This window comes from Mannheimia haemolytica (assembly GCA_900638155.1).
GTDB classification, from domain to species: domain Bacteria; phylum Pseudomonadota; class Gammaproteobacteria; order Enterobacterales; family Pasteurellaceae; genus Mannheimia; species Mannheimia glucosida.
Map to the genome: position 1 here is coordinate 2,042,396 of LR134495.1, position 14,461 is coordinate 2,056,856.

The window sequence follows — 14,461 nt, forward strand, 5'->3', positions numbered from 1 at the left end:
CTATATTACTACTCAATAGCCCCCTATTATTTTAATTATTACCTTATTTAGGTATTGAGCAGATTTGTGCCGAACAAGATAATCGCGCAGAATAATTGTATGTTATTTAAATGAATATTTAATCAATTTAAATAATCTTTTTAATAGCACTCAAATCTGATCTACTTACATATTTATACAGGTTTCAAATAATAATGAAGCATACTTTCAAGCTCTCTCTTCTAGCAACATCAATTGCTATTTCTCTTTCACCAACATTACTGGCATCTATTGTACGTGGTGATGTTGATTATCAATATTTTCGTGATTTAGCAGAAAATAAAGGCAAATTTTTTGTTGGGGCAACCAATATTCCAGTTATTGATAAAACAGGCAAAAATATAGGTACTTTTTTACAGGTTACACCAACTAAGCAGGTTGAAGTGGAATCAAATATTTCACCTAAGCCGAATGTAAGCCTATCTGAATGCCTTAATAATGAAAGTTTACCCGGTTGTTATGAATTTCTCTACGGTGGAGGTGATGAAGACTCTAACGATCTACCTGTTTTTGAAACAGTAACAGGTGAAACTATCTCTATTCCAATGATTGACTTCTCTTCCATTACTCGTCAAACAGGGATTGCAACATTAGTTAATCCACAATACGTTATTAGTGTAAACCACAACCAAGGCTATCGAGACATTCAATTTGGTGATTCATCTAGCGAAAAAGCCGACGACCATCATTACAATTATAGTGTGGTGCGCCGTAATAACTATATGCCTGATCCAAATAAAGAAAGAACAGATCTCGGGAAAGGCACAGAAAAACGTGAACGTAATGACGAAGGAGAAAAACTGATTTTAGATGGTTCAGGTAACCCAACGCCCCGCTGGGACTACCACGCACCTAGATTGTCGAAATTAGTAACTGAAGTCGCTCCAGCTAATGAGATTGAACGCACTACCGAAAATGTACAAGATTTTTATAGTGTATTTAGCGACCCTTTTATTTTCCCTATGTTTATTCGTGCCGGTTCTGGTAGACAAGCAGTGGTTAACAACGAAAGAGATCGCTTAAACAACGGGCGTATTGAAGTCGGTAACGGCCCTTTTTTGACAGGAGGTAGCGTTCTGCCTGTTACTAATGGCGATCCAAACGTTTCAGGCAGCGATTTTAACAGCCGTATTTTAGTGGCAAAAACTGAAAAGAACACCGTAAACGATGTATTTAAAGACCACGGCTATGGTCCTTTAACAACGCTTGGTTTACCTGGCGATAGTGGCTCCGCTCTTTTTGGTTATGATGTTCGTACCCAAAAATGGGTTGTGTTAGGTGTATATAGTGACTATTTCTCAGAGAATAATACGCCTGGGGGAGATGTTTATAAATCTTACTGGAACTATCACCACCCACATTATGTACGTGCTTTAGAAAAAGAAAATAATGCAGGTGCTATTAATGCAAATGGTGCTAGACTCACTTGGACACCTTCTGGCAATACCAGCTCAATCGTAGGAGGGAATGCTCCTCTTACAGTTAATTTAGCAGATACTTCATTACCAACACTTCAAGGTCATAATGGTAATACAGGCGATAACCCTTGGAATCCTCAACTCCAACACGGTAAAACATTCCATATTTTGGGTGAAAACAATACGCTAAGTCTCACAGAGAATATCAACCAAGGTGCAGGAGCAATCCATTTTCATGGTAATACCACTGTGGAAGGTATGAAAGCAGGCATTACTTGGTTAGGAGCCGGTGTTGATATTGATAAAGATAAAAATGTGATCTGGAAAATCAGTAACCCTGCTGGTGACAGATTATCAAAAATCGGGCAAGGGACACTAACTATCAACGGCAAAGGAGAAAATAAAGGTTCCGTTAGCGTTGGTGATGGCACCGTTGTATTAAATCAACAAGCGGATGAAAATAACAAAAAATCTGCATTTTCAGAACTAGGTATTGTGAGTGGCAGACCTACCGTAATCCTCAACTCATCAGATCAAATGGATCCTAATAATATCTATTTTGGTTATCGTGGGGGGCGCTTAGATGTCAATGGCAATGATCTCACTTTTCGCCGTATTCAGAATAGCGATGAAGGAGCGATGGTTGTCAATCATAATATAGCCCAAACGGCAAACATTACACTAACCGGCATAGTTAGTCCAACAATTGACCAAGTGAAAGTTCAAGCAATTACTAGTCCAGATCAGGTTTCTCGTCATTTGGACAAAGATATTTTCACATATCAACGTTTTCCACACTTGCCAACTAATTTTATCCGTTTGAAAAAACCTTTAAGCGTTGCAGAGATCACAGCTATTTTTAATGCGCGTAAAGTTTTCATCGATTTAGACTTTGCTACTGGTCTCATTCGTGAAAATGAATACTTTGAAGTACTCAAAGTAGCAAATGAAAGTGCAGCCAAACAACAAATACTTGCTGAAAAAATCAAAGCAGCAGAAGGTACCGTCCAAGGTTTTAACGGTTATTTTGGTGAAACTGATCCTAGCAAAACCAATGGTCAATTGAACATTACAATGAACAGTAATGAAGTGGCAAACGGCAAATTGCTTATCACTGGGGGAACTAACCTCAACGGTACACTTTCTGCAGAAGGTACAAGCGAAATCATTTTATCGGGTCGCCCAACGCCTCATGCCTATGACAAAGTAGCGAATAAAGAAGTCCTGATTGAAGGTGACTGGCTCAACCGCTCATTCAATGCAACAATCTTTGCAGCTAAAGGCAACGGCAAGCTTGAAATCAGCCGTAATGTTTCCGCTGTTAACGGTAATTTTAATTTAACAGATAATGCTACCGCTCAAATTGGTTTTACCCAAGGTACCTCACAAGCATGTATTCGCTCTGACCGCACAGGCATAGCAACCTGTAATATTAACGCTACCTTATCAGAGACTGATTTAAACAGCTGGGAGAGAACCAAAGTGGCTGGCAATGTCTCTTTAGCTGACAATTCAACATTTTCGTTAGGCAGTAAAGCAGACTTAACTGGCTCAATTACAGCTCAGGAGTCCACTAAGGTTCAACTTAATGATGGAAGTATTGCTAATTTAACCGGCTTGAGTACAACAGGAATATTTAATGGTGAAAATGGTTCAACCGTTAATCTTTCTGGGGTATGGACAACCTTAACCAACACCATTGTAGATGTCTTAAATGTCGCAAATGGTAGCCAAATCCATTTAAATACTCCGACAGCTACAAAACAGAATACGCTTACAGCTAATACTCTCACAGGGAATGGAATATTTAAATTTGTTGCTGACTTAACTAAAACAGCGAGCGATATAGTCACAATTAAAGACACCGCAAGCGGTCAATTTTCGATAGAAATTAGCACAAATGGTAGCGCCCATTCAGCCCAAAAGATTAAATTATTTGAAACAACAAATGAAGAAGACTTTTCTCTTAATTTAGCAAATGAAGTGCGCTCAGGCGAATATCGCTACCATTTACTCAAAGAAGGGAATGTGTATTACCTCAATCCAGAGAAAGAGGAAGAGGAAGAACCTAAAATTACTCAAAAAGGGCCAAGTGAAACCGCTGACCCATTACCTGAATACACCGGAGATATTGAGCATTCAGAAAAAGGGCCAGGCGAAACCGCTGACCCATTACCTGAATACACAGGAGACATTGAGCATTCAGAAAAAGGGCCGGGCGAAACCACTGACCCGTTACCTGAATACACTGGGGATATTGAACATTCGGAAAAAGGCCCAAGTGAAACCGCTGACCCGTTACCTGAATACACTGGGGATATTGAACATTCGGAAAAAGGCCCAAGTGAAACCGCTGACCCGTTACCTGAATACACAGGAGACATTGAGCATTCTGAAAAAGGGTCGGGTGAAACCGCTGAACCGTTACCTGAATACACCGGGGATATTGAGCATTCTGAAAAAGGGCCGGGTGAAACTGCTGATCCGTTACCTGAATACACAGGAGATATTGAGCATTCGGAAAAAGGGCCGGGTGAAACTGCTGATCCGTTACCTGAATACACAGGAGACATTGAGCATTCAGAAAAAGGATCGGGTGAAACCGCTGAGCCATTACCTAAATACAATGGAAATGCACATTTGATCGCATCCGAGTTAACTGCGCAAACTAATGCTGTATTAGGTGTAACTACAGTATTAGATCATGTAATTCATTCGGAAGGGACCCAAAATTGGAAAGTATGGTCTAAAACAGATTATCAAACGACAGAGCATCGCTCTGCCGGATATGGATTTAAACAAGATGCGAACGTTATCCATCTAGGATTAGAGAAAGCCTTAGATAATCAGGTCACACTTGGTATGATATTATCTCAATCAAAAGCGAGAAATAATTTTGACCATTATTATAGCGGTAAAGGCCGCTTAACAATGCTATCAATGTATGCGAAGAAAACATGGCAAAATGGTGTTTTTGTTGCGATAGATACCGGTTTTGGGAAAGCAAGCAATCGCTTAACTTATCAAGCAAATACAGTAAAATTAGATCGTTCAGTATTTGTAACAGGGCTTAGTATCGGTAAAGCATGGGAATCTGCAAACGTGAATATAATCCCATCATTTAGCGCCCGTTATCATCATTTATCTTCAGCAGGTAATCAACTTGTAGATGCAAAAATCGAAACAAACGCTGTTGATCTTCTCGCTCTTCAAGCCGGTCTGTCAATTAATAAAACGCTTGAACTAAATGGCCTGCAAATAAAACCGGAAATAGGTAGCTATTTTGTTGATGCAAGCCATGGGAAATTAAGAACTCGTTTCAATAATTTACAAATAGAGCAGCAAATGGGGCGTTATTTTAAACAAGAAGCAGGTATATCCGCTAATTATCGCAATATAAACGCAGGAATTCAGGCAGGTTTCTTAACGGGGAATACGCTAAATAAACAGCGTTATATCTCGTTCAAAGTTACATATGAATGGTAAATATTGAGATTAAGGGCTATCCATTACTAAATGGCATGGCCCTTTATTTACTCCTCAACAATGTAAATTACCCATCAAAACAAACTCTGCTGCCCAAGCAGACTCTCCGGCACAGGTTTAATTTGAAAGCCTTTCTCCGCCAAAAAGCCTTTTAGGGTTTGAATATTATAAAAGGCGTGGCTTTTGGTGGTGTTTTCAAAGTAGAGATATAGCCTGTCAAATTCCGTTCTGCGGTTAAAAAGCAATTCTGCCAAGCCTTTTAATTCCTCATCTGAATAGCGGTAATCGTGGCGTTCTGCCGCACTCTGTCCTTTCCACCAATTCGGGTTGCGACCGTGCAAGCGTAAATAAGCAGTGCGTTGGTTGGCAAAAAAGTGAAATGCCGGCAAACCGATATTTTGTGGGTAATCCACATTACACCAAATCAGATTGGGGCTTTTAGTAAAGGTATCAAACACCACCGGAATATGCCAGCTTGGGTGGCGAAATTCAATCGCTAACGGATAATCCGCAAACCATTGGCACAGCTCGGCAAGATAGCGGCGATTAAGTGGCGTGCGTTCAAATTGAGTCGGGAACTGAACAAATAAATTTGCCAATAACCCTTCAGCAGTGAATGGAGCTAACGCATTGAGAAAAGCTTGAGCTTGCTCTAAAGTCGCCGTGCGTTGATGGCTGAAATCTTGATGCAGTTTCACCGAAAAATTCAGCCGACCTTCCGCTTTCTGCACCATTCCTTCAAAGGCTTTCTGCCCGATGGGGGCGTGGAATGTACTGTTAATTTCCAGCGTGTCGTAATGTTGGCTATAGACAAACAGAAAATCCTCTTTTGCCGTGCCGAATGGGTAAAGCGTGCCGATTAAATCTGTGTCGGCATAGCCGCCGGTGCCAATGTAAATATGAGGGAGCATTGTGTTTATTCTTTCAATTTTTTGCAAATTTTAATGTTTTTTTAACCGCTTGCAAACTGCGAATAAAAGAGTAAGATTTGGCTATCTTGTCTTATTTCATCATCGTTATGTGGATTTGGTTTACTCTGCTGGCAGCCGTGGCTCAAGCCGGTCGCAATGCCTTTCAAAAGCAATTAAGCGTCAATGTGCCTGTATTGGGGGTAACGCTCGCCCGCTTTTTCTACGCTATGCCGTTGGCAAGCGGTTATCTCTATTTTTTATACCAATATGACGAGACCCTCAACATTCCCCATTTTCCACCGCTGTTTTTTGTGTATGCCATTGGGGCTGGGTTGGCTCAAATTCTGGCAACTTCGCTAATGGTGCAACTTTTTCACTTAAAAAATTATGCAATAGGTGTCGGGCTGGCGAAAAGCGAGGCAGTATGGGCGGCTTTACTTGGCGTGTTATTTTTTGGTGTAACCATCAGTGGTATTGGCTGGCTTGGCGTGGTACTAGGCGGGGTGGCGATTTTCTTAATGACCGGCAGCGGTAATCTACGCCAACTTTCGTGGAAAACGCTATTTCTCGGCATAGCCAGCGGTTTATGCTTCGCTCTCACTTCCCTTTGGGTTAGGGAAGCCAGTCTGCAACTCAACAGCCACTATTTGCTTTCAGCGGCGTGGGTACTTTTTAGCGTGATTAGCTTTGAGGCGGTGATATTGGTTATATACCTAGCTCTTCTCCAAAAAGAGACGCTGATTAAATTCTTTCGTTTTCCAAAATTAGGTATGATAACCAGCCTGTTTTCATTTCTCGGCTCATTCGGTTGGTTCAATGCAATGAGCCTGAACCACGTTGCCTTTGTAAAAACGCTTGGACAAGTGGAAATTTTCTTTATTCTCGGTATTTCCTATTTTGTGTTTAAAGAACGGCTTAAAATTCAAGATTTTATCGGGCTGATTTTAGTAGTGATTGCCGCAATCTTGGTGGTGCTGGGATAATTAATTTCCTAAATGAAAAGACAAGCGGTTAAAATAGGCAAAAATTTTGCAAATAACAGAAATGAATTATAAAAATCCTCACAGCGTTTTGGTGGTGATTTATGCTAAAAACACCCAACGAGTATTGATGCTACAACGCAAAGACGATCCTGATTTTTGGCAATCGGTAACCGGTTCTATCAACATTGGTGAAACACCGCTGGAAGCAGCTAAACGGGAAGTGTTGGAAGAAACCGGTTTGCAAACTTTTGAGCAAAAACAACCGCTTGTTGATTGCCAAAAGCAGATAGAATTTGAAATTTTCCCACATTTTCGGTATAAATACGCACCTAATATCACACATTGTGTCGAACATTGGTTTTTGCTACCGCTTGAAAGCGAGCAAGAACCTGTTTTAACCGAACATTTGGCATATCGTTGGGTTTCAGTGGAAGATGCGGTTCGACTGACTAAATCTCCTAACAATGCCCAAGCAATACAAGAATATTTAACATCAAAATAAGGAAACAACAGAATGGCAGGCCATAGTAAGTGGGCAAATATTAAACACCGTAAAGCGGCACAAGATGCACAACGCGGTAAAATCTTTACTAAATTAATTCGTGAATTAGTTACTGCAGCAAAATTAGGCGGTGGCGATACTTCTTCTAACCCACGTTTACGTGCGGCAGTGGATAAAGCCTTATCCAGCAATATGACCCGTGATACCATTAACCGTGCAATCGAGCGTGGTGTCGGTGGTGGCGATGACACCAATATGGAAACCAAAATCTACGAAGGTTACGGCCCGGGTGGTACAGCAGTTATGGTGGAATGTTTAAGTGATAACGCTAACCGTACGATTTCCCAAGTTCGTCCAAGTTTCACCAAATGTGGCGGTAACTTAGGGACTGAAGGGTCGGTAGGTTATTTATTTAGCAAAAAAGGTTTAATTTTAGTGGCAAATGCCGATGAAGATGCCTTAACTGAAGCAGCTATTGAGGCCGGTGCGGACGATATTCAACCACAAGAAGATGGTAGCTTTGAAATTTATACTGCTTGGGAAGATTTAGGCTCAGTGAAAGACGGCATTGAGGCTGCAGGCTTTAAAATTGAGAATGCAGAAGTAACGATGATTCCATCAACTACCGTTGAACTTGACGCAGAAACTGCACCAAAACTGCTTGATTTAATCAACCGCCTTGAAGATTGTGATGATGTACAAAACGTGTATCACAACGGCGAAATCAGTGATGAAGTGGCTGCATTACTGTAATAAAAAATCACGCAAAATAAGCATAATTTAGGTTATGCTTATTTTTTTATGAACTTTTTTCCTATATTACTGACTAACCTAATGTAGTTTATATGCTACTACTTTACTATAACATTTTAAGGAGAGTCTATGAAATTAGTGAAATTCGTTCCGGCATTGGCCGCTACTTTAGTCTTAGCTGCTTGCTCTAATGCAAACACACAATCTGCTCCTCAGCAAGCTCAGGACGCTGTGACTAAAGCGGCTGAACAAGCAACACAGCAAGTGAATGAAATTGCAGGTAATGCACCTCGTGCAAGTGGTGCAGTAAAAGTAGAAAAAGCAACTGATGGTGCAAAATCAATTGTATATCGTTGCCAAAGTGGTAAACGTGTAACTGCGAATTATGTCTTCCAAGGAGAAGAGGCAAAAGCAGTAAATCTATTAGTCCAAAGCGGCGGTAAAACACAAAAGATCCCAACATTAACTCGTGATGCCTCAAACCAAGATTCTACTTCATTCAAAACGGATAAATATTCTTGGGATTTAGACACAGGCTTTACCTTATCATCTAATGGCCAGTCAGGTATGCTAACCAAATATGGTGCTAAAACAGATACCATCGTTGCTAAATTATGTGATGTAGATAAAGCATTAACCTCAAAATTAAATAAATAATCTTTCTTGATTTTACTACTCATAAGCGAGAAGATAATATCTTCTCGCTTATTTTATTGCACAAAGATGGCTATTATTTTAGGAATTGACCCCGGCTCAAGGGTAACAGGTTACGGTGTGATTCGCCAAAACGGGCGACAGCTAGAATATTTAGGAAGTGGGGCTATTCGCACTACGGCTGAAGATCTGCCTACCCGTCTAAAACGGATTTATGCAGGAGTGAGCGAAATCATCACTCAATTTCAACCAAATATGTTTGCTATAGAACAGGTTTTTATGGCGAAAAACCCTGATTCTGCCTTAAAACTAGGGCAAGCTAGAGGAACAGCGATTGTTGCAGCAGTTAATCACGATCTACCTGTGTTTGAGTATGCCCCCCGATTAGTCAAACAAACCGTAACGGGTATTGGTTCTGCCGATAAAGTTCAAGTGCAAGATATGGTAACCCGTATGCTTAAACTCTCCGCCAAACCACAAGCTGATGCGGCTGATGCATTAGCCATTGCCATTACTCACGCTCATTCTATTCAACATTCACTGATTGTTGCTAAGCAAAGCCAGCAGAACGTAAGTAGTGAAAAAGAGCAAATCCTAGCCCTAATGAAAACCCGTTATAGCCGGGGAAGGTTTAGGTTAAAAGGCTAACCACAGCGGCATAATGTATAAAAACCGCTTGATAGTTGCCTATCAAGCGGTCATTTTCAGTTAAAAATTTGCAATTTACTCGCCTTCAAAAGGAGCAGAGAAACGTTCAATTCTTGCTCCAATCTGACGCAATTTTTCTTCGATGTGTTCATAGCCACGGTCGATATGGTAAATTCTATCCACAATCGTTTCACCTGTTGCAATACAGCCTGCCAACACTAAGCTGATGGAAGCACGCAAGTCAGTTGCCATTACTTCTGCTGATTTTAACTGCTCTACACCATAGCAAATTGCAGTATTACCTTCAATTTCCGCTTTGGCGCCCATACGAATCAGCTCAGGAATATGCATAAAACGGTTTTCAAAAATTGTTTCTGTAATACGGCTTGTACCTTCTGCAACGGTATTTAATAAGGTAAATTGAGCTTGCATATCGGTTGGAAAGCCCGGGTGCGGCATAGTACGAATATTTACTGCTTTCGGGCGACGACCTAGAGAATCAAGCGTGATAGTATTTTCCGTCACATCAACCTGCATTCCAGCTTCACGTAATTTTTCGATCACTGCATCAAGAGTGTCTGCTTTGGTATTACGGCAAGTAATTCGACCACCGGAAATAGCCGCTGCAACTAAAAATGTACCGGTTTCAATACGATCCGGCACTACGCTGTGTTCACAACCGCCTAAATGTTCTACCCCTTCAATAGTAATCATATCGGTGCCAGCACCTGAAATTTTTGCTCCCATTGCATTTAAGAAATCGGCAGTATCCACAATTTCAGGCTCACGAGCAGCATTTTCAATAACAGTAGTGCCTTTTGCTAGAGTACCTGCCATCATAACAGATAAAGTTGCTCCTACGCTCACTTTATCCATATAGATTCTTGCACCGTTTAAACGACCGCTTGAAGTGGCTTTGACATAGCCTTCATCAAGCTCGATCTTTGCCCCCATTTTTTCAAGACCGGAAATGTGCATATCCACCGGTCTTGCCCCGATAGTACAACCGCCCGGTAAAGAAACTTGCCCAAGTTGGAACCGGGCAACTAATGGAGCTAACGCCCAAATTGAAGCACGCATTGTTTTCACTAATTCGTAAGGTGCAACGTAATTATTGATCTTACTCGCATCAATATGTACCACGCCTTTATCGCTACCTTTTTCAACCGTTACCCCTAATTGGCGTAAGATTTTAAAAGTGGTGTCTACATCTTTTAAATCAGGCACATTTTTTAACGTAACTGGTTTTTCAGCCAAAATAGCGGCAAATAAAATAGGGAGTGCGGCGTTTTTCGCACCTGAAATATCGACAGTACCATTTAAAGAAAATGGACCATACACACGAAATTTTTCCATTTGGGAGATCCTAAAAATAATAATTTGTAGGGGCGAAAAATTTTTCGCCCAATTTTCCAACGTTTACAAAAGAGTTTGGGCGAATAGTGATTCGCCCCTACATTTCATCTATCCAACCATATTTAGCAAACGCTCAGTTTTCCATTTTTCCACGCTGAATACTTTAATGGTTAAAGCGTGAATCGCATTAGTAGTGAAATACTCAGCTAAAGGGGCATAAACCGCTTGCTGTTGTTTTACTTTTGAAAGAGAGGCAATGCTGTCACTTACTACAATAACGCCAAAGTGGGCATTTTCGCCTTGAGCGTGGACTTCTGTTGCATCAGGTAATGCTTGTTTTAAAATTTCTTCAATTTGTGATGGATTCATTCTGACTTCCTAAAATATGATTGGTAACTCACTCAAATAATAAATTGCTCAAACCAACCGTCTAAATCGTATAATGCAGCCAAAGTTCTGACAGAATCTGGCGTATTAATCAAACTGTTTGGTATGATTTTATGGTAATGATTCAGTAATTCAGCAAGTAAGGTAAAACCAGCAGAATCAATCCGAGTGATTTCTTTTAAATCCCAATATAGGCTTTGTTTCCCTGTTGGAGATAAAAAAGAAGCACGTTGCTTCCATAAAGGGAGCAACGTGTTACGAGTTAATTCGCCTGATAGTTTCACAAAAAGACTTTCGTTATTTTGCTGAATGTCCCATTGTAATGTTTTTTGAGGCATAACTAAACTACTTATTTTAAGGTGATAGGCTGTTTTGCAGCTTGTGCCACTTGTGCAGTTAAGGCATCAATCCCTTTTTGACGAATCACGCCTGCCCATTCATTTTGTTTGGTTGCAACCATACTCACACCTTCCGCTGCCATATCGTATGCTTGCCATTCGCCAGTTTTGCTGTTTTTACGCCATTTAAAGTCTAATTTGATCGGCTGTGCAGCACCTTTGCCTGACACGTTTACACGAATGCTTACGATAGATTTACCATCCACTGATTTCGGGCTTTCAATTTGCACACTTTGATCTTGATACTGGGTTAACACCTGAGCATAAGACTGCTCAACAAATTGACCAAAAGCATTAAAGAATGCCTCTTTTTGTGCGTCAGTCGCAGCCGATAAGTTTTTACCTAACACTAATTGACCTGCATATTTCACGTGAACGTGTGGCATTAAATCGTTACGCACAATGGTACGCAAATATTCAGGGTTTGATTTAATTTTCGCTTGATTTGCTTTAATATCGCCAAATAATTTATCTGCGGTTTGTTGCATTAATACATAAGGGCTAGTTTCAGCAAATGCGGTGGTTGAAAATAATGCAGAAACTGCCACTAAGCCTGTTACGATAATTTTTTTAATGTTTTTTAACATTATTGATGCTCTCCAAAACTCTACATTAGAGGTTGTTGTACTTAATTACTCTGCTTTTGGTTCAGCAGAATCACTTGCTTTTTCATCTTCAGTTTTATCTGACTTTTTATCGCCATATAAGAACTGACCGATTAAATCTTCTAACACCATTGCAGAATTGGTATCTACAAAAGTATCACCTTCTTTCATCATTGCAGTTTCACCTTCGATTACGAAGCCAACATTTAACGCAACGTATTGCTCGCCTAATAAGCCTGAGGTTTTAATTGAAAGCGAGCTGGTATCGGGAATTTGATTAAAACTTTCATTTACCGCTAATGCCACTCTCGGAGTGTAGGTTTTGTTATCAAGTGAAATATCAGCTACTCGGCCAACTACCACACCGCCAACTTTAATAGGCGCACGAACCTTTAGTCCACCGATATTATCAAAAGTTGCATACAGGGTGTAAGTTTTCTCATTTGAGAAGCCCTGCACATTTGCTACTCTTAATCCTAAAAAGACAAGAGCTGCAAGCCCGAGCAGTACAAATAAACCTACCCAAAATTCATATTTAATTGATTGACGCATTGTCTGTTCCTTTTAAAAAATCAACCGCCGAACATTATCGCAGTTAAAATAAAATCTAATCCCAAAATCACCAGTGAGGCATTTACCACCGTTCTTGTGGTCGCTTGGCTGATCCCTTCTGAAGTCGGTACACAATCGTAGCCGTTAAATAAGGCAATCCAGACTACTGCAAAGGCAAAAATCAGACTTTTAATAAAGCCATTAATTAAATCGCTGGCGTTCACCGAGTTTTGCATTACCGACCAGAAACTGCCGCTATCAACACCTTTCCAATCTACCCCAACAAGTGATCCGCCCCAAATTCCGATAGCGGTAAAAATAGCAGCTAAAATCGGCATTGAAATCACGCCCGCCCAAAAGCGAGGGGCAATGATACGTCTTAATGGATCAACCGCCATCATTTCAAGGCTGGAAAGTTGCTCTGTAGCTTTCATTAGCCCGATTTCTGCGGTTAATGCCGAACCGGCTCGTCCGGCAAATAAGAGTGCGGTAACAACAGGGCCGAGTTCTCTTAAAAGCGAGAGTGAAACCAAGGTTCCTAAACTACTTTCAGCAGCAAAATCGACCAATACCACATAACCTTGTAGGCCTAATACCATTCCGATAAATAAGCCTGACAGCATAATAATCAAGAGTGATTGCACGCCTAGCACATAAAGCTGTTTAATCAGTAATGGGGGGTGTTTTCTAAATTCAGGCTTACCAATTAATGCTCCCCACAACATGAAGGCTGAACGCCCAAATGTACGGATAAAATTAATCACAAAAGCCCCAATAGAGCTAATAAAATTAACCATTAAATAGCTCCTCCGTATAATCTTTTGCCGGATAATGGAAACGCACAGGCCCGTCTGCTTTACCGGCTAAGAATTGCACTACTTGTGGATCTTCACTAGCTTGTAAGATTTCCGGCGTTCCTTCTGCAATCACTCGTTTATCTGCCACAATATAAGCATAATCGGCAATACTTAATACCTCTTTCACATCGTGAGACACCACAATGGAGGTCAAATTCAATGCCTGATTTAACTCTTTAATCAGCTCGACAATCACCCCCATACTAATCGGATCTTGCCCGGTAAACGGCTCATCATACATAATCAGATCCGGATCTAACGCAATCGCTCGAGCAAGAGCGGCACGTCTTGCCATACCGCCGGAAAGTTCGGACGGCATTAAATTTGCCGCACCTCGCAACCCAACCGCCTCGAGCTTCAATAATACCAATTTGCGAATCAGCTCTTCGGGTAAACGGGTATGCTCCCGAATCGGGAAAGCCACATTATCGAAGGTAGAAATATCGGTAAATAACGCCCCCGATTGAAACAACATCCCCATTCGTTGGCGAATTTCATACAACTCTTTGTTATTGGCTTTGCAAATATCTCTGCCATCAAATAAAATTTCGCCCGATTCAGGTAAAATCTGCCCACCGATTAGCCTCAACAGGGTGGTTTTACCAATCCCAGAAGGCCCCATAATGGCAGTCACTTTACCTTTCTGCACTTGCAGATTCAGGTTATCGTAAATCACTCGCTCCCCTCGCTTGAAGGTCAAGTTTTTTACTTCAACCAAATTTTCCGTTTTTGTCATCAAATAGGACTCAAATTAATAAAAGTGATATTTATGGTCTATCAAATTTGCCAGAATGTCAAAAAACTTTTAATAATCTGACAAAAATCTGCCTTTACAAGCGGTCAGATTTGCTAAATTTTTTGCAAATCGGCTGAACTGAAAAAGAAAGGTTTTGTCTTAGCCAATACGAGCGT

General features: G+C 40.8%; 14 protein-coding genes. 6 read left to right on the plus strand and 8 right to left on the minus strand.

The features are described 5' to 3' along the window. The first annotated feature begins 194 nt into the window (after positions 1-194). On the plus strand, positions 195-4,943 hold the full coding sequence (locus tag EL242_RS09965) for a S6 family peptidase (RefSeq protein ID WP_232019670.1): 4,749 nt from the start codon (positions 195-197) through the stop codon (positions 4,941-4,943). A gap of 74 nt (positions 4,944-5,017) precedes the next feature. Here the strand turns inward: EL242_RS09965 and EL242_RS09975 are convergent, their stop codons facing one another. Beyond that, positions 5,018-5,854 (minus strand): DUF72 domain-containing protein, encoded by an 837-nt coding sequence (locus EL242_RS09975; protein ID WP_126302461.1) that lies wholly within the window; start codon positions 5,852-5,854, stop codon positions 5,018-5,020. A gap of 77 nt (positions 5,855-5,931) precedes the next feature. On the opposite strand from EL242_RS09975, the gene EL242_RS09980 reads away from it, so the two are divergent. The 5 genes from EL242_RS09980 to ruvC all read left to right on the plus strand — a co-directional run bounded on the left by EL242_RS09980 (position 5,932) and on the right by ruvC (position 9,394). Further along, positions 5,932-6,837 (plus strand): DMT family transporter, encoded by a 906-nt coding sequence (locus EL242_RS09980; RefSeq protein ID WP_232019671.1) that lies wholly within the window; start codon positions 5,932-5,934, stop codon positions 6,835-6,837. A 61-nt stretch (positions 6,838-6,898) separates the two neighbouring features. After that, complete coding sequence (gene nudB / locus EL242_RS09985; protein ID WP_126302462.1) at positions 6,899-7,339, plus strand: dihydroneopterin triphosphate diphosphatase; 441 nt, start codon at positions 6,899-6,901, stop codon at positions 7,337-7,339. Positions 7,340-7,351: 12 nt separating this feature from the next. Further along, a complete protein-coding gene (locus EL242_RS09990) occupies positions 7,352-8,092 on the plus strand; it encodes a YebC/PmpR family DNA-binding transcriptional regulator (protein WP_006249687.1) in 741 nt (246 codons plus the stop codon). 129 nt (positions 8,093-8,221) lie between these two features. Next, positions 8,222-8,749, plus strand: coding sequence for a hypothetical protein (locus EL242_RS09995; RefSeq protein WP_006251789.1), 528 nt, complete (start codon positions 8,222-8,224; stop codon positions 8,747-8,749). A gap of 66 nt (positions 8,750-8,815) precedes the next feature. Then, positions 8,816-9,394: a crossover junction endodeoxyribonuclease RuvC gene (ruvC, locus tag EL242_RS10000; protein ID WP_126302463.1), complete on the plus strand. Its 579-nt coding sequence runs from the start codon at positions 8,816-8,818 to the stop codon at positions 9,392-9,394. A 75-nt stretch (positions 9,395-9,469) separates the two neighbouring features. Here ruvC and murA read toward each other — a convergent pair whose 3' ends face one another. The 7 genes from murA to mlaF form a co-directional block, all read right to left on the minus strand. Continuing rightward, positions 9,470-10,750, minus strand: coding sequence for a UDP-N-acetylglucosamine 1-carboxyvinyltransferase (gene murA / locus EL242_RS10005; RefSeq protein ID WP_126302464.1), 1,281 nt, complete (start codon positions 10,748-10,750; stop codon positions 9,470-9,472). 108 nt (positions 10,751-10,858) lie between these two features. Continuing rightward, the gene (locus EL242_RS10010; protein ID WP_126302465.1) at positions 10,859-11,119 is read right to left on the minus strand and encodes a BolA family protein; all 261 of its coding nucleotides are present in this window, start codon (positions 11,117-11,119) and stop codon (positions 10,859-10,861) included. 32 nt (positions 11,120-11,151) lie between these two features. Then, the gene (locus EL242_RS10015; RefSeq protein ID WP_006249692.1) at positions 11,152-11,475 is read right to left on the minus strand and encodes a lipid asymmetry maintenance protein MlaB; all 324 of its coding nucleotides are present in this window, start codon (positions 11,473-11,475) and stop codon (positions 11,152-11,154) included. Between the two features lie 11 nt (positions 11,476-11,486). Next, positions 11,487-12,122, minus strand: a complete 636-nt coding sequence (gene mlaC / locus EL242_RS10020) for a phospholipid-binding protein MlaC (RefSeq protein WP_126302466.1) — start codon at positions 12,120-12,122, stop codon at positions 11,487-11,489. Between the two features lie 45 nt (positions 12,123-12,167). Then, positions 12,168-12,692 (minus strand): outer membrane lipid asymmetry maintenance protein MlaD, encoded by a 525-nt coding sequence (gene mlaD / locus EL242_RS10025; protein ID WP_126302467.1) that lies wholly within the window; start codon positions 12,690-12,692, stop codon positions 12,168-12,170. A gap of 20 nt (positions 12,693-12,712) precedes the next feature. After that, a complete protein-coding gene (gene mlaE / locus EL242_RS10030; protein WP_126302468.1) occupies positions 12,713-13,489 on the minus strand; it encodes a lipid asymmetry maintenance ABC transporter permease subunit MlaE in 777 nt (258 codons plus the stop codon). After that, positions 13,482-14,285: a phospholipid ABC transporter ATP-binding protein MlaF gene (mlaF, locus tag EL242_RS10035; protein ID WP_006249696.1), complete on the minus strand. Its 804-nt coding sequence runs from the start codon at positions 14,283-14,285 to the stop codon at positions 13,482-13,484. Before mlaF ends, mlaE begins: the two co-directional genes overlap by 8 nt. Between the last annotated feature and the right edge of the window lie 176 nt (positions 14,286-14,461).